The following is a 15662-nucleotide window of genomic DNA, read 5'->3' as shown; positions in this document are numbered from 1 at the left end:
CAGGCGCGAGGGGCGCCGCTGCCGCCGAGCCGGGGCTCAGCGGGCACCGGCCCTGAGTTCGCGACTGGCCGCTGCAAATCGCTGCCACCACAGCCTGCGCTCCGTCCAGCTGGCGGGCGCTGCCGACGCGGCATAGCGCGAGGCTTCGAGGCCCAGCAGCAGCTCGACCAGACCTGCAGCCGCAGCGCCGTGGCGATCACTCAGAAGTTCAGCCCAGCGCCGCGGGCCCTGAGTTTCGCTGGCCTCTATGCCGGCCTGACGCAGCTCGCGGACCAGTCTCTGCCGCTGCCTGGTCCATGCATCGCGCGGCCTGGCCTGCCAGCGCATCCAGCCCCATAGCACCAGTGTCGCCGTGAGGATCAGGCCGGCGATCAGCTGGCCCAGGGCGGTCCAGTCGGGTTGCTGCCAGCCCAGGCTCTTGAGCAGGTCGAACTGCTGGCCGCGCGAATAGTTCAGGACTAGCTGCTGCCAGCGGTTGTTCAGCGTTTCCCAGCCGTCGCGCAGGCCGCGCCACAGCGCCGGATTCATGCTGCCCAGCACGCCGGCGATGGCGCCGGGCGCCGGTTGAAGCGAGCGGCCAGCGCTGATGCGCTCGGGCGCCACGGCGGCGGTCGGGTCCACGCGCACCCAGCCGCGGCGCTCGGACCAGTATTCGGCCCAGGCATGGGCGTTGCTGTTGCGGACGACCAGGTAGCCGTCCTGCGGCACCGGGTCCACTCCCTGGAAGCCGGTGACGATGCGGGCCGGCACGTCCATGGCCCTCAGCATCACGACGAAGGCAGCAGCGAAGTGCTCGCAGAAACCGAGCCGGCGGTCGAACCAGAATTCGTCGATCAGATGCGGTGTCAGTTCTCCGTAGCGCCCTGGCTCCAGCGTGTAGTTGAAGTCGTTCGTGCGGATATGGCTCAGCACCGCATCGACCCGCGCCTGCGCCGTGGCCTCGGGGCCCAGGCTGGCCTTGAGCTGCCTGGCCCAGGCCAGGGAGCGCGGATTGCGGTTGAGGGGCAGCACCACGTACTCGCTCAGTGCGCCGCTGGTTTTCAGCGGGCCATGCTCGTGCTGCAGCCAGACCTGGTGCGTGAAGCGCAAGCGCTCGGTCACCGGCCGGTCGGCCAGCCACTGCAGGTCGACGCCGCGCCGTAGTGTCAGCTGGTCGAGAGTCCAGATGGCATTGGGTGCCTCGCTGCCGAGCTCAAGCAGCGGCAGCACCGGAATGCGCAGCGGCTCCAGCGTCACTTCCACGCTGGTAGCCCGGCCGCTGACCCGCGGTGCCGCCTCGCGCAGCGGGAACACGCGGTTGCTGGGCCGCCAGCTGCGCCCGTCGAAATCGGACAGCACCGGCCCGCGGAAATACAGGGCCGACGAGGGCGGAGCGGGGCCTTCGAAGCGCAGCCGCATCGCGATGCTGTCGTCGTTGGCGATCTCGCTCATGGCGCCGAAGTCCAGGCGGTTGGACAGGCCGGTCTTGCCCACCGCATCGGCGGGTATGCCCCACAGCGGCGCGATGCGCGGGAAAAGGAAGAACAGGGCCAGCATCAGCGGCAGGCCGAGCAAGGTGGTGCGCGCGGCCTGCCTGGCGGCCAGCAAGAGCGAGGGCTGGCCTATGGGCATCTGGGCCAGCACCAGGGCGCTGAGCAGGGCCCAGACGCACAGCAGCATCCAGACCGCGGTCAGCAGCGACTGCGAATAGAGGAAGGAGGTCAGGACCAGGAAGAAACCGAGGAAGAACACGACGAAGGCATCGCGCCGCGCGCGCAGTTCCAGCGTCTTGAGCGCCATCAGCAGGGTCAGCAGCGTGATGCCCGGCTCGCGGCCCAGCAGGCTGCGGTAGCTGAGCCAGGTCAGCCCGGCGGTGATCACCAGCAGGCCGACCAGGGGCCAGCGCCCCGGCAGCGAAGCGCCGCGCCAGGCCAGCTGGGCGCGCCAGAGCAGCATCAGTGCGGTGAGGGCGCTGCACCACAGTGGCAGATGGTCGGCGTGCGGCGCCACGGTGGCGGTGATGGTCAGCAGCAGGAACAAGGTGTCGCGCGTCTCGCGCGGCAGCCGGGCCAGGCGCTCGCTGATCAGGCTCATGCGGTCCGTCCCGGTTCGGCCAGTGCCAACAGTTCGAGGCAGGCCCGCCGGTGCTCAGGTCCCTGGGCCGGGTCCAGTTCCTGACCCGGAACGCGCAGGCCATAGGGATGGCCTTGGGACTCGGCCGCCAGCACCCAGGCGGTCAGGCGCGAGAGCCGGGCTTCCCATTCGCGGCCGGCGGTGTCGGCGATGTCCAGCCAGAGCCGCTGGCTGGCCGGCGCGCGGGTCTCGCGCACCCACAGCGGGCCGCCTTGCTCCAGCGCCAGTGCGGCCTTCTTCCAGATCACCTGGCGCAGCGTGTCGCCGCGGCGGTAGGCGCGCACGCCTTCGAAGTCCTGGCCCGGCAGCAGGGCGCCGCCGCTGAGCTCGCCGGCCTCGGCCGCATGGGCCGTGACCGCGAACGGCGCCGCCGGCTGCTCGGCCCGCGGATAGACCCAGGCCCGGGTGGCCGGCCGCCAGATGCTCCAGGCGCGGAACAGGCCCAGCGGGAAGCGGGTTTCAATCACCAGCGTCGGCAATTCGAGCAGACCGCGCCGCGTGGCCGGGCAGCGCACATGGACCAGGGCATGGCCTTGGGCCGGCACGTCGCACCAGGCGGTCTCGCCCTTGCCACCGTTCTCGTCCTGCACCCGGATGCCTACGCCGTAGCGCGCGCGGCCGCTGTTGTGCACTCTCAGCTCCAGCTGCAGGTCGCCGCCGGCAAAGCCCGGGGCCGGCTCGCGCAGGTCCATCTGCAGGCCGCGCAGATTGCCGTGCGTGGCATGCATGGACGCAAAGCCGGCGCCGGCCAGCAGAAAGGTCAGCATGTAGCCCAGGCTCAGCTGGTCGTTGATCGAGGCCAGCAGCAGCACGCCCAGCGTGAAGCAGAAGGCCAGGCCCGGCCGGCTGGGCAGGATGTAGATGTTGTTCTGCCCCATGGCATGGGTGTCGCGCCGCTGGTGGCGGGCGGCCCACCAGGCGTCTATGCGCGAGCGCACGTACTTCAGCATGGGATCAGGGAATCGGCACGGCCTCGATCATGGCGCGCACCTGCTCGGCCGGGCCGCGGCCGGCCCCGGCGCGGGGCCGCAGCCGGTGGGCGATGGTCTGCGGCAATATGGCCTGCACATCGTCCGGCGCCACGTAGTCGCGCTGGTCCAGCAGGGCGCGCGCCCGCGCGGCCCGCAGCACGCCCAGTCCGGCGCGCGGGCTCAGGCCTTCGCTGAACCACTGGCCGGAGCGGGTCGCGGCGATCAGGGCCTGCAGATAGTCGAGCAGGGCCGGCGAGGCGTGGATGGCCTTGACCGCGGCCTGGGCGGCGATCAGCTCCTGCGGCGTCATCAGCGGCTGCAGCTCGCGGATCGCCTCGCGGCTGTCCTGGCCCATCAGCAGCTCGCGCTCGGAGGCCGCGTCTGGATAGCCCAGCGAGATGCACATCAGGAAGCGGTCCAGCTGCGATTCCGGCAGCGGGTAGGTGCCGAGCTGCTCGCTGGGGTTCTGCGTGGCGATGACGAAGAAGGGCTGGGGCAGGGCATGGCTCTGGCCATCGATGCTGACCTGGTTTTCTTCCATGGCCTCGAGCAGGGCGCTCTGGGTCTTGGGGCCGGCGCGGTTGATCTCGTCGGCCAGCAGCACCTGGGCGAACACCGGCCCGGGATGGAAGACGAAACCGGCTCGTTCGCGCTCATAGACTGAGACGCCGAGCAGGTCCGAAGGCATCAGGTCGGCGGTGAATTGCAGGCGCGAGAACTTGAGCCCCATGGACACGGCCAGCGCATGGGCCAGGGTGGTCTTGCCGACGCCGGGAAGGTCCTCGATCAGCAGGTGGCCACCGGCGATCAGGCAGGCGATGCAGTCGCGGATCTGGGCCGGTTTGCCCTTGATGATCGTGCTAATCTGCCGCTGCAAGTCGCCGAGTTGACGGGCCGCCTGGGCTTGGGATTCTTTGAGCGTCATGCGGCGACCTTAACCGAAACCAGCCCTGCATGCCGACTGCGTACATCAGCCATCCCGCCTGCCGCCGCCACGACATGGGGCCGGGCCATCCGGAATGCCCGCAACGTCTAGACGCGATAGAAGACTGGCTGCTGGCCAGCGGCCTGGACCAGGCTCTGGAGCGCCATGATGCCCCCGAGGCGCGCGGCAGCGACCTGGAGCTGGCCCATACCCATCGCTACGTGGCCGAGCTGAGCGAGACTTTGCAGGCGCTGGCCGCCACCGGCGAATCGCGCGCCATGGACCCCGATACCGTGGCCTGCCCGCAGACCTGGGCAGCGGCCCTGCGCGCGGCCGGCGCTGCCGTCCATGCGACCGACCTGGTGATAGACGGCAAGGCCGAGAACGCCTTCTGCGCGGTGCGTCCGCCGGGCCACCATGCGACCCGCGACCAGACCATGGGCTTCTGCTTCTTCAACAACGTGGCCGTGGCGATCCGCCATGCGCTGGACGTGCGCGGCCTCAGGCGCGTGGCCGTGGTCGACTTCGACGTGCACCACGGCAATGGCACCGAGGACATCCTGGCCGGCGACGAGCGGGTGCTGATGGTCTCGATCTTCCAGCACCCGCTGTATCCCTACTGCGGCGCCGTGCCCAAGGGCGAGAACATGATCAACCTGCCCGTCCCGCCCTACACCCGCGGTGGCGAGGTGCGCGAGATGATCGAGGCCCAGTGGATGCCGGCGCTGGAGGCCTTCAAGCCCGAGATGATCTTCATCTCGGCCGGCTTCGATGCCCACCGCGAGGACGAGCTGGGCCAGCTGGGCTTGGTCGAGGCCGACTACGAATGGATGACCCAGCGGATCATGCAGCTGGCCGAGCGCCATGCCCAGGGCCGCATCGTGTCCTGCCTGGAAGGCGGCTATGCGCTGGATGCGCTGGCCCGCAGCGTGGGCGTGCATCTGCGCACGCTGGCCGGCATCTGAAATCATTTCCCTCTTCTTTGATTCCTTCGATTCCCGATGAACCGACCGCTCAGCTTCGATGAGCTGCAGGCCCTGGGTGCGGCCCTGCTCAAACCCGCCGCCCTGACCGAACTGGGCCTCTTGCTCGGCGCCCTGGCCCTGGCCTGGTTGCTGGTCTGGCGGCTGGGCAAGTCCCGCATGGACAGCCAGCAGCGGCCCTTGTCGGTGCTGTTCGGCCGTCATGTGGTGGACGGCGTGCTGTTCCCCTTGCTGGCCCTGCTGCTGGCCCTGGGTGCCCGCCGGCTGGTGATGCACTGGGGCCTGCCGCTGGCGCTGTTCAAGCTGGCCGTGCCGGTCCTGATCTCGCTGCTGGCGATCCGCTTCACCGTGCGTGTGCTGACCGTGGCCTTGCCCGAGTCCAACTGGGTGAAGCTGGTGGAGCGCTTCGTGTCCTGGGTGGCCTGGCTGGGTTCGGTGCTCTGGATCACCGGCCTGTGGCCGGCGCTGATGCAGGAACTGGAGGACATCAGCTGGAAGGTCGGTGGCAAGGCCCTGAGCCTGCGCAGCATGCTGGAAGGCGGGCTGACCGCGGCCGTGGTGCTGGTGATCTCGCTGTGGATCTCGTCCATCATCGAGGCCAGGCTGTTGCGCAACGTGACCACCGACCTGTCGCTGCGCAAGATCGCGGTCAACCTGACCCGGGCCGTGCTGCTGCTGGTGGGCCTACTGCTGGCGCTGAGCGCGGCCGGCATAGACATCACGGCCCTGGGCGTGCTGGGCGGTGCGTTGGGCGTGGGCATAGGCTTCGGCCTGCAGAAGCTGGCGGCCAACTATGTGAGCGGCTTCGTCATCTTGGCCGAGCGCTCGCTGCGGATAGGCGACATGGTCAAGGTCGACGGCTTCGAAGGCCGCATCAGCGACATCAAGACCCGCTACACCGTGATACGCGCGCTCAACGGCCGCGAGGCCATCATTCCCAACGAGACCCTGATCACCACGCGGGTCGAGAACAGCTCGCTGGCCGACCCGCAGGTGCTGCTGACCACGCTGGTGCAGGTGGCCTATGGCTGCGACGTGGAGCAGGTGATGGCGAAGCTGGCCGAAGCCGTGGGCGGTGTGGAGCGGGTGCTGGCCAGCCCGGCACCGGCCGTGCAGCTCAGCAGCTTCGCGGCCGACGGCCTGGAGCTGACCGTGAGTTTCTGGATCTCGGATCCGCAGAACGGCCAGGGTGGCGTGCGTTCCGATGTCAACCTGACGGTGCTCAAGACGCTGGCCGAATTGGGGGTCGAGATCCCCTATCCGCAGCGGGTCTTGCATCAACGAACTGCCACCGCCCCATAGACTCGCCGCAGGGAGGCTCGACACGATGGTCAAGCACTGGCTCGCCGCCTTGCTGATGGCAGGACTGGGGACGACGGCCCAGGCCGTAACGCTGAGGCTGTGCACCTCGGACAGCTCGTTCTTCCCCTACACCATGCCGGACGGCAATGGCCAGTTCCAGCAGGCCGTGCGTGCGGCGGCCAAGGAGCTGGGGCTGGACATAGACAACCGCGTGGCGCCGCGCGCCCGCTGCCTGCAGGACACGCGGACCGGCAATGCCGATGCGCTGATAGGCATCTTTGCCGTCGAGCGCCTGGCCTGGATGGCTTATCCGATGCTGGGCGACAAGCAGCCCGATGCCGAGCGCGGCCTGGGCTCGGTGCGCTTCCTGGTCTACAGGCGCCAGGGCAGCAAGGCCGGCTGGGACGGCCGCCGGTTCCAGCAGGTCGGCGACGAGCCGGTGGGTGTGCAGTTCGGCTATGCCTATGGCGTGCCGCTGGACCAGCTCGGCGTGATCATCGACGACAAGGCCACCTCGGCCGACCAGCTGTTCGCCAAGTTGGAGCGTGGCCGCATCGCGCTGGCCGTGATGCAGGAAGAGCAGGGGCGCCAGCTGCTTTCGCGGCAGTACGCCAAGCAGCTGGAGGCGCTGGAGAATCCATTCAACACGCTGAACTTCTACCTGATCGTCAGCAAGGACTTCCAGTCCGCCCATCCGGAGCTGGTGCAGAAGCTCTGGCGCACCCTGGGTGGCCAGCGCCCGGCGGGGCGTTAGGCGAACGCCTCGTTCCCGAGGCCATCGCAGGCTGGCGCTGACTGCAAAAAAGTTCCGTGACCCGCCGGCGGCCGCTGACTAGCATGTCGGCGCCTTTCATAGGGGAGACGACGATGGGCTTCATGCAAAGAGTGATGGTGTCGCAGCTGGTGCCGGCCGCCCTGGTCGTGGTGCTGGGGGCGGCCGTGGCGCTGGGCACCTCCGGCCTGGAGAGCCGCCTGGCCGACTACTTCAGCCGCCAGGATGCGCTGGCCAGCGAGGTGGCCGAGATGTATGCCCAGGGCCTGCAGATGGGCCAGGCGCTGCGCAACATCGCGCTGGATCCGGCCAACAAGAAGGGCTACGAGAACCTGGAGAACGCCGCCAAGGCCTATGACAAGGCGGCCCAGGGCGCGGCCGCCGCAGCCGGCGACGAGCACAAGAAGAAGCTCGCGAGCATGGCCGAGATGCGCCGCAAGCTGGCCCAGGTGCAGGCGGAGGTCGTGACGCTGGCACCGCAGGATGCGGCGGCCGCGATCCAGCTGATCACCAAGCAGGAGACACCGGCCTGGCGCGAACTGCGCGGCGAGCTGATCGAGCTGAAGAAGAGCAGCGCGGCCGACAAGGAAGCGGCCCGCGTGGAAGCGGGCGCCGCCATGGCCAAGGCCCGCTGGTGGACCCTGGGCCTGGTGGCCCTGTGCCTGGTGGTCTGCGTCTTCCTGCAACTGAATCTGCGCGTCGCCCTGCGTAGCGAACTGGGCGGCGACCCGGCTCTGGCCCGCGACGTGCTCGAGCGGGTCGCCGAGGGCGACCTGCTGGCCGAGGTGCCGGTGGCCCAGGGCGACAGCCACAGCATGATGTCGGCCCTGGCGCGTACCCGCGATTCGCTGCGGGCCCTGGTCAGCGACGTGAACCTGAGCGCCCAGTCGATCAGCACCGCCACCGGCGAGATTGCCGCGGGCAACCAGGACCTGTCCAACCGCACCGAGCAGCAGGCCAGCAGCCTGCAAGAGACCGCCGCCTCGATGGAGCAACTGGCCTCGACCGTGCGCCACAACGCCGACTCGGCCGACGAAGCCAGCAAGCTGGCCCACCAGGCCAGCAGCGTGGCGGCCGAGGGCGGCGCCGTGGTCCAGCAGGTGGTGCTGACCATGGACGCGATCTGCGCCCAGAGTCGCAAGATATCGGACATCACCTCGGTGATCGACTCCATCGCCTTCCAGACCAATATCCTGGCGCTGAACGCGGCCGTGGAAGCGGCGCGCGCCGGCGAGCAGGGCCGCGGCTTCGCGGTCGTGGCCTCCGAGGTGCGCTCGCTGGCCCAGCGAAGCGCCCAGGCGGCGCGCGAGATCAAGAGCCTGATCGCCGAGAACGTCGAGAAGGTCGAGGGCGGCAGCCAGCAGGTGCAGCAGGCCGGCCAGACCATGGAGGCGCTGGTCCAGCAGGTGCAGCGCGTCAGCGGCCTGATAGGCGAGATCTCGGCCGCCACGCGCGAGCAGAGCAGCGGGCTTTCGCAAGTCAGCCAGGCGGTCGGTCAGCTCGACGAGGTGACCCAGCAGAACGCCGCCCTGGTGGAGCAGAGCACGGCCGCGGCCATGAGCCTGAACGAGCAGGCCGCGCGCCTGGGCGGCCTGGTCGGGGTGTTCAAGCTCCGCTGAGCATTGGCTTAGAAGTCCGCGTCGAGCACGATGCGGTAGCGCGCCTTGCCGGCACGCAGATGGTCCAGGGCCTGGTTGACCTGGCTCATGGGAAAGCGCTCGACCTGGGGCAGGATCTGGTGACGGGCCGCGAACTCCAGCATCGTCGCCAGCATGCGCGGTGAGGGCGTGGGCGAGGCCGACAGGCCGCGCTGCCAGGAGAGCAGGGCGCCGCTGCGCAGCTGCAGCTTGTCGGTCACCACGCCGACCAGGTGGATGCGGCCCTTGGGCGCCAGCGTGGCGATCAGCGCATCCCAGTCCAGGCTGGCGCCGACAGTGACCAGCAGAAAGTCCAGCGAGCCGGCCGCGGCCTTCAGCTCCGCCTTGTCCACACTGGACACGGTCTTGTGCGCACCCAATTGCAGCGCCTCGTCGCGCTTGGATGGCGAGGACGTGAAGGCCGTGACCTCGCAGCCCCAGGCTCGCGCGAACTTGACCGCTAGGTGGCCCAGGCCGCCAATGCCGACCACGCCGACGCGGTCGGTCGGCTTGATGGAATTCAGCACTAAGGGCAGGAAGACCGTGCCGCCGCCGCACATCAGCGGGCCGGCCGCGGCCGGGTCCAGCGACTCGGGAATCGGCACGGCCCAGCTCCAATGCGCGCGCAGCCGATCCGCAAAGCCGCCGTGGCGGCCGACTATGGTCGGCTGGCGCTGGGCGCAGAGGTTTTGCTCGCCGCCCAGGCAGAAGCTGCAGTGGCTGCAGCTGCCGGTGTGCCAGCCTATGCCCACGCGCTGGCCGATCTGCCGGCCCTTGGCATGCGGGCCGACGGCGGTGATCACGCCCACCACCTCGTGGCCGGGCACGACCGGATAGCTCGACGGGAACCATTCGCTCTCGATCATCGCCAGGTCCGAATGGCAGATGCCGCAATGCTCGACGCGGATCTCCACCTCCTCGTCGGCCAGCGGCCCAGGCTCATAGTCGAAGCGCTGCAGCGGCTGGTCCTTGGCCGAGGCGGCCCAGGCGCGTATCGGTGCTTGGCTCATGGCGTTGGCTCGCGTCTGAAAACAAAGATGCCGGCCATTGTGGCCGGCATGTGCGGGCGGGCGAGTCGCTTGTGCGTCAGCGCTGGCCGGCGGGCCGCGGTGGCAACGAAGCCAGGTAGAGCCGCAGCGCGCCCAGGTCCTGGTCGTTGAGCTTACCGAAGGACTCGAAGGGCATGACGAGGATCTTGGTCCCATCCGGCCGCTGGCCGCTGCGCATCATGGCGATGAAGCGGGCGGCATCGGGATAGCGCACCATGGCGCTGCCTTCGCCCGGCGTCAGATTGGCCGCGGCCGGCCAGTCGGGCGGGCCGCCCGGCACCTTGCCGCCCGAGTAATGCTCGCCGTGGCAGCCCATGCAGGTGGCGGCGATGTAGGCGCCATGCTCGACCGTCAGGCCTTCGGGCACGGGCTTCTGCGGTGGCAGGGCGTGGTCGATCTTGGCCGCGGCGTCCTTGATCAGGCCCAGGCCGTAGAAGATGCGCACCGGTGGCGGCAGCCTGGCCTCCAGGCCGCTGCCGCCGGCCGCGGGCAGCGACTTGATGTAGGCCACCAGGGCGGCGAGGTCGGCGTCGGTGAGCCGGTTGTAGTCCTCGCTGGGCATGATGAAGGCCGGCCGGCCATCGGGCTTGACACCGTGGCGCAGGATGCGGTCCCAGTCCTCGTTGGCATAGGCCTTGACCGCGCCGCCGGCACTGATGTCGGGGCCCTTGACCCGCATCTCCGGGGTGTCGACGAAGGCCTTGCCCCCGCCGTTGGCGCCGTGGCACTCGGCACAGCCGCGGGTCTCGAACAGGTAGCGGCCGCGGTCCAGGTCGGTCGAATCGGCCAGCTTGTAGGGCGGGATCTCGATCCGGCGGTTCATCAGCCGCTCGCTGTTCCAGAAACCGTAGGCAGCCACCGCTGCCACGGCGAGAACCAGGCCGGCCAGGGCCATCAGACTGCGCTTGATCCAGGACTTCATCGCGGACTCCTGTTGCCGTGGCGGCGCGAGTATAGGCAGGCCCGGGCCCGCCTGGCGAGCGGGCCCAGGCCTGGCCTGGTGCCCGGATTCAGCCGGCGATCATGGCCCGGGTTGCGGCCTCTTGCTCGGCGGCTTCGGCGCGGCTTTGCCGGCGGCTGAACAGGACCGCCAGCGCGAGGTCGGCGGCAGCCAGGCTGCCCCAGATCAAGGCCGTGGACGAGTCGCGCTGCTGCAGGGCGCAGAGGGCGAACGCGGACGCCCCGACATAGTGCATCAGGCTTGGATTCACGATTGCTTTCATGCCTGCGTTGTCCAGCTGCGGTGGTTGCGCCGCCAGGACCGCACCAGCAGCGCGGCGGCGACCAGCAGGAAGGCGCTCATCTGGGCGGGCCTTTCACGGCCCAGCAGGCTCAGCGTGAGCAGGGCCCAGGCGAAGTAAAGCGCCGGTAGCTTCTCGTACCAGTATTCGGAGATCCACATGTCCTCGTTCCCTCGTTCGTATCCATGCGCCTCGTCGGACGCGATGCGCCTCGTCGGGCGCTGAGCGGGATGATGCGGATTTGTGCGGCCTGCGACCATCCCCGCTCTGCGGTGTGCGGACTGGTAAAGAAAAAAAGCCACCCCGCGGGGTGGCTTTCGTTGTGACGGGGCGGTGACCGGTTCAGGCCTGCACGACCGGGATCGCCACCGGCTTGCCGCTGGCGATCTTCTGCTGCCATTCGGCCGGGCCGGTGTTGTGGGCGCTGGTGCCGCCGGCATCGACGGCCACGGTGACCGGCATGTCGACCACGTCGAATTCGTAGATCGCCTCCATGCCCAGGTCGGCGAAGCCCACGACCTTGGCGGCCTTGATCGCCTTGGAGACCAGGTAGGCGGCGCCGCCCACGGCCATCAGGTAGGCGCTCTTGTGCTGCTTGATCGATTCGATGGCGACCGGGCCGCGCTCGGCCTTGCCGACCATGGCGATCAGGCCCGTCTGCGACAGCATCATCTCGGTGAACTTGTCCATGCGGGTGGCGGTGGTCGGGCCGGCCGGGCCCATGACTTCATCGCGCACCGGATCGACCGGGCCCACGTAGTAGATGACGCGGTTGGTGAAGTCCACCGGCAGTTGCTCGCCCTTGGCCAGCATGTCCTGGATGCGCTTGTGGGCGGCATCGCGGCCGGTCAGCATCTTGCCGTTCAGCAGCAGGGTCTGGCCGGGCGTCCAGCTGGCCACCTCGGCGGGGGTCAGGGTGTTCAGGTCGACGCGCTTGCTCTTGTTGTAGTCCGGGGCCCAGTGCACGTCGGGCCACAGGTCCAGGCTGGGTGCTTCCAGGAAGCTGGGGCCGCTGCCATCGAGAACGAAATGAGCGTGGCGCGTCGCGGCGCAGTTGGGAATCATGGCAATGGGCTTGGACGCGGCATGCGTGGGATAGGTCTTGATCTTGACGTCCAGCACCGTGGTCAGGCCGCCCAGGCCCTGCGCGCCTATGCCCAGGGCGTTGACCTTTTCGTACAGCTCGATGCGCAGCTCTTCCAGCTTGTTGCTGGGGCCGCGCTGCAGCAGCTCGTACATGTCGATGTCGTCCATCAGCGATTCCTTGGCCAGCAGAGCCGCCTTCTCGGCCGTGCCGCCCACGCCTATGCCCAGCATGCCCGGCGGGCACCAGCCGGCGCCCATGGTGGGCACGGTCTTGAGCACCCAGTCGACGATGGAGTCGCTGGGGTTGAGCATGTAGACCTTGCTCTTGTTCTCCGAGCCACCGCCCTTGGCGGCCACGGTCACATCCAGCGTATTGCCCGGCACCAGCTCCATGAAGACCACGGCCGGCGTGTTGTCCTTGGTGTTCTTGCGCTCGAAGATCGGGTCGGCCAGCACCGAGGCGCGCAGCTTGTTGTCGGGGTTCAGGTAGCCGCGGCGCACGCCCTCGTCGACGGCGTCCTGGATCGAGCCCGGGAAGCCTTCCCAGCGCACGTCCATGCCGATCTTGAGGAACACGTTGACGATGCCGGTGTCCTGGCAGATCGGGCGGCGGCCCTCGGCGCACATGCGCGAGTTGGTCAGGATCTGGGCAATCGCATCCTTGGCCGCGGCGCTCTGCTCGCGCTCGTAGGCGCGGGCCAGGTGGGCGATGTAGTCGGTGGGGTGGTAGTACGAGATGTACTGGAGTGCGGCGGCGACGCTCTCGACGAGGTCGGCGTACTTGATGGTGGTGGTCGTCATGGCGGTGGCTCTTGAGAACGATGCTGGAAGTTTAGGCAAGCCGTATTGCTGGTGCCTGACTCAGTGCTTTTCTTCGTGGGCGCCATGACTGGCGCTCAGCAAGCGGTCGGTGTAGGCAATGGCCATGGCCGACAGCAGGAAAACCACGTGGATCACCGTTTGCCACAGCAGCACTTTCTCGGTGTAGTTGTTGGCATTGATGAAGGTCTTCAGCAGGTGAATCGATGAGATGCCGATGATGGCGGTGGCCAGCTTGACCTTGAGCACCGAGGCGTTCACGTGGCTGAGCCATTCCGGCTGGTCAGGGTGGCCTTCGAGGTCCATGCGCGAAACGAAGGTTTCATAGCCGCCCACGATCACCATGATCAGCAGGTTGGAGATCATCACCACGTCGATCAGTCCCAGCACCACCAGCATCAGGATGGTCTCGTTGAGTTTGATGACCTCGGCGCCTTGGTAGCCGATGCTGGTCACCAGCGTCTGCAGCGCCTGCTGGTTGCCGAATGCAGCCTCGATCAGGTGTACCAGCTCGGTCCAGAACTGGAACACATAGACCGCCTGGGCCAGGATCAGGCCCAGGTACAGCGGCAGCTGCAGCCAGCGGCTGGCGAAGATCAGGCGGGGCAGGGGGCGCTGGGGGCTGGGCGTGCTCATGGGCTTCGGTTACCAGTGGGTTTCGAAATCGGGCGGATTCTAGGTGTTGCCCCTGACCGGCCATTTCCCACGGGTAGAGTAAGCGGTTCGTCAGAGACGACACGCAAAGTGCGCAGCAGTCCGCATGGCAGCGCCGCAAGTTCCCGAGGAGACAAGACATGACCGAGTTGAAGAAGTACCCGCCCAGTGCCGCCTTCACGGCCCAGGCCCATGTGAAGGGGCCGGAGGCCTATGCCGCCCTGGTGGCCGAGGCCGAGGCCGATCACCAGGCCTACTGGGCGCGTCTGGCCAGAGAGCTGCTGAGCTGGAAGAAGCCCTTCACCAAGACCCTGGACGACAGCAATGCGCCGTTCTTCAAGTGGTTCGAGGACGGGCTGCTGAACGTCTCCTACAACTGCCTGGATCGCAATGTCGAAGCCGGCCTCGGCGACAAGACGGCGATCATCTTCGAAGCCGACGACGGCACGGTCACCAACGTCAGCTACAGCCAGCTGCTGGCCAAGGTGGGCCAGGTCGCGAATGCGCTGAAGGCGCGCGGCGTCAAGAAGGGCGACCGGGTCGTCATCTACATGCCGATGTCGGTCGAGGGCGTGGCCGCCATGCAGGCCTGCGCGCGCATTGGCGCCACGCATTCTGTGGTGTTCGGCGGCTTCTCGGCCCAGAGCCTGCGCGACCGTGTCCAGGATGCCGGCGCGGTGATGGTGATCACCGCCGACGAGCAGCAGCGCGGCGGCAAGGCACTGCCGCTGAAGGCTATCGTCGACGAGGCCCTGGCCGACAACAGCTGCCCCACGCTGAAGGACGTGATCGTCTACAAGCGCACCGGCGGCGCCATCAACTGGGTGGCGGGCCGCGACCTGTGGCTGCATGAGCTGACCGAAGGCGTCTCCACGCAATGCGAGCCGGAATGGGTCGAGGCCGAGCATCCGCTGTTCCTGCTCTACACCTCGGGCTCGACCGGCAAGCCCAAGGGCGTGCAGCACAGTACCGGTGGCTACCTGCTGCATGCGGCGCTGACCACCAAATGGACCTTCGACCTGAAGCCGGACGATGTGTTCTGGTGCACGGCCGACATTGGCTGGGTCACCGGCCACACCTACATCGCCTATGGCCCGCTGGCCCTGGGCGGCACCGAGATCGTGTTCGAGGGCGTGCCCACCTTCCCGGACGCCGGCCGCTTCTGGCAGATGATCCAGAAGCACAAGGTCACGATCTTCTACACGGCACCGACGGCGATCCGTTCGCTGATCAAGGCGGCCGAGGGCAACGAGGCCGTGCATCCCAAGAACTACGACCTGACCAGCCTGCGCCTGCTGGGCTCGGTGGGCGAGCCCATCAATCCGGCCGCCTGGGAGTGGTACCACCGGCACATTGGCGGCGGCAACTGCCCCATCGTCGACACCTTCTGGCAGACCGAGACCGGCGGCCACATGATCACGCCGCTGCCCGGCGTCACCACCCTGGTGCCCGGCTCCTGCACCTTGCCCTTCCCGGGCATCACGACGGCCATCGTCGACGAGACCGGCAACGACGTGCCCAACGGCCAGGGCGGCATCCTGGTGGTCAAGAAGCCCTGGCCCTCGATGATCCGCACCATCTACGGCGATCCGGAGCGCTTCAAGAAGAGCTACTACCCGCCCGAGCTCAAGGGCTACTACCTGGCGGGCGACGGCGCGATCCGCGATGCCGAGACCGGCTACTTCACCATCACCGGCCGCATCGACGACGTGCTGAACGTGTCGGGCCATCGCATGGGCACGATGGAGATCGAATCGGCCCTGGTGTCCTGCACCGAGCTGGTGGCCGAGGCGGCCGTGGTGGGTCGTCCGGACGAGACCACCGGCGAGGCGATCTGCGCGTTCGTGGTGCTCAAGCGCCCGCGCCCCACCGGCGAGGAAGCCAAGAAGATTGCCGCCGAGCTGCGCAACTGGGTGGCCAAGGAAATCGGCCCCATTGCCAAGCCCAAGGACATCCGCTTCGGCGACAACCTGCCCAAGACCCGCAGCGGCAAGATCATGCGCCGCCTGCTGCGCTCCATCGCCAAGGGCGAGGCGATCACGCAAGATACCTCGACCCTCGAGAATCCGGCGATCCTGGAACAGTTGGCCCAGACCAACTGACGGTCGACC

Annotated in this window: 14 protein-coding genes; 5 read left to right on the top strand and 9 right to left on the bottom strand. The window is 68.2% G+C overall.

All coding sequences use genetic code 11. The features are described 5' to 3' along the window. Positions 1 to 36: 36 nt before the first annotated feature. From QT382_RS06265 to QT382_RS06255, 3 genes are read right to left on the bottom strand one after another with little or no spacing between them, the layout of a single operon-like run. Positions 37 to 2073 carry a transglutaminase TgpA family protein gene (locus QT382_RS06265; protein WP_289253173.1) on the bottom strand — a complete coding sequence of 679 codons (2037 nt, stop codon included), beginning with the start codon at positions 2071 to 2073 and terminating at the stop codon, positions 37 to 39. Further along, the gene (locus QT382_RS06260) at positions 2070 to 3062 is read right to left on the bottom strand and encodes a DUF58 domain-containing protein (RefSeq protein ID WP_289253172.1); all 993 of its coding nucleotides are present in this window, start codon (positions 3060 to 3062) and stop codon (positions 2070 to 2072) included. Before QT382_RS06260 ends, QT382_RS06265 begins: the two co-directional genes overlap by 4 nt. A gap of 4 nt (positions 3063 to 3066) precedes the next feature. After that, the gene (locus tag QT382_RS06255) at positions 3067 to 4008 is read right to left on the bottom strand and encodes an AAA family ATPase (RefSeq protein WP_289253171.1); all 942 of its coding nucleotides are present in this window, start codon (positions 4006 to 4008) and stop codon (positions 3067 to 3069) included. A gap of 29 nt (positions 4009 to 4037) precedes the next feature. Between QT382_RS06255 and QT382_RS06250 the strand changes: the two genes are divergently transcribed. The 4 genes from QT382_RS06250 (at position 4038) to QT382_RS06235 (ending at position 8684) form a co-directional block, all read left to right on the top strand. Further along, entirely contained in the window at positions 4038 to 4973 is a 936-nt protein-coding gene (locus QT382_RS06250; protein WP_289253170.1) for a histone deacetylase family protein, read from the top strand. Between the two features lie 36 nt (positions 4974 to 5009). Continuing rightward, positions 5010 to 6293: a mechanosensitive ion channel family protein gene (locus QT382_RS06245; protein WP_289253169.1), complete on the top strand. Its 1284-nt coding sequence runs from the start codon at positions 5010 to 5012 to the stop codon at positions 6291 to 6293. Between the two features lie 25 nt (positions 6294 to 6318). Further along, positions 6319 to 7047: a substrate-binding periplasmic protein gene (locus QT382_RS06240; RefSeq protein ID WP_289253168.1), complete on the top strand. Its 729-nt coding sequence runs from the start codon at positions 6319 to 6321 to the stop codon at positions 7045 to 7047. 113 nt (positions 7048 to 7160) lie between these two features. Beyond that, positions 7161 to 8684 (top strand): methyl-accepting chemotaxis protein, encoded by a 1524-nt coding sequence (locus tag QT382_RS06235; protein ID WP_289253167.1) that lies wholly within the window; start codon positions 7161 to 7163, stop codon positions 8682 to 8684. Between the two features lie 8 nt (positions 8685 to 8692). Here QT382_RS06235 and ahr read toward each other — a convergent pair whose 3' ends face one another. The 6 genes from ahr to QT382_RS06205 all read right to left on the bottom strand — a co-directional run bounded on the left by ahr (position 8693) and on the right by QT382_RS06205 (position 13533). After that, positions 8693 to 9712 (bottom strand): NADPH-dependent aldehyde reductase Ahr, encoded by a 1020-nt coding sequence (gene ahr, locus QT382_RS06230; protein WP_289253166.1) that lies wholly within the window; start codon positions 9710 to 9712, stop codon positions 8693 to 8695. Between the two features lie 76 nt (positions 9713 to 9788). After that, positions 9789 to 10673: a c-type cytochrome gene (locus QT382_RS06225; RefSeq protein WP_289253165.1), complete on the bottom strand. Its 885-nt coding sequence runs from the start codon at positions 10671 to 10673 to the stop codon at positions 9789 to 9791. Positions 10674 to 10761: 88 nt separating this feature from the next. After that, on the bottom strand, positions 10762 to 10974 hold the full coding sequence (locus tag QT382_RS06220; RefSeq protein WP_289253164.1) for a hypothetical protein: 213 nt from the start codon (positions 10972 to 10974) through the stop codon (positions 10762 to 10764). Next, positions 10971 to 11153, bottom strand: coding sequence for a hypothetical protein (locus QT382_RS06215; RefSeq protein WP_289253163.1), 183 nt, complete (start codon positions 11151 to 11153; stop codon positions 10971 to 10973). Before QT382_RS06215 ends, QT382_RS06220 begins: the two co-directional genes overlap by 4 nt. A 181-nt stretch (positions 11154 to 11334) precedes the next feature. Continuing rightward, positions 11335 to 12879 (bottom strand): fumarate hydratase, encoded by a 1545-nt coding sequence (locus tag QT382_RS06210; RefSeq protein ID WP_289253162.1) that lies wholly within the window; start codon positions 12877 to 12879, stop codon positions 11335 to 11337. 60 nt (positions 12880 to 12939) lie between these two features. Next, positions 12940 to 13533, bottom strand: a complete 594-nt coding sequence (locus QT382_RS06205; protein ID WP_289253161.1) for a TIGR00645 family protein — start codon at positions 13531 to 13533, stop codon at positions 12940 to 12942. Between the two features lie 158 nt (positions 13534 to 13691). On the opposite strand from QT382_RS06205, the gene acs reads away from it, so the two are divergent. Then, entirely contained in the window at positions 13692 to 15653 is a 1962-nt protein-coding gene (gene acs / locus QT382_RS06200; RefSeq protein WP_289253160.1) for an acetate--CoA ligase, read from the top strand. The last annotated feature ends 9 nt before the right edge of the window (positions 15654 to 15662 follow it).

Source organism: Pelomonas sp. SE-A7 (genome assembly GCF_030345705.1).
Taxonomy (GTDB): domain Bacteria; phylum Pseudomonadota; class Gammaproteobacteria; order Burkholderiales; family Burkholderiaceae_C; genus JAUASW01.
Note: the sequence above shows the minus strand (reverse complement) of the source record. Positions and strands in the feature narration are given on the sequence as shown.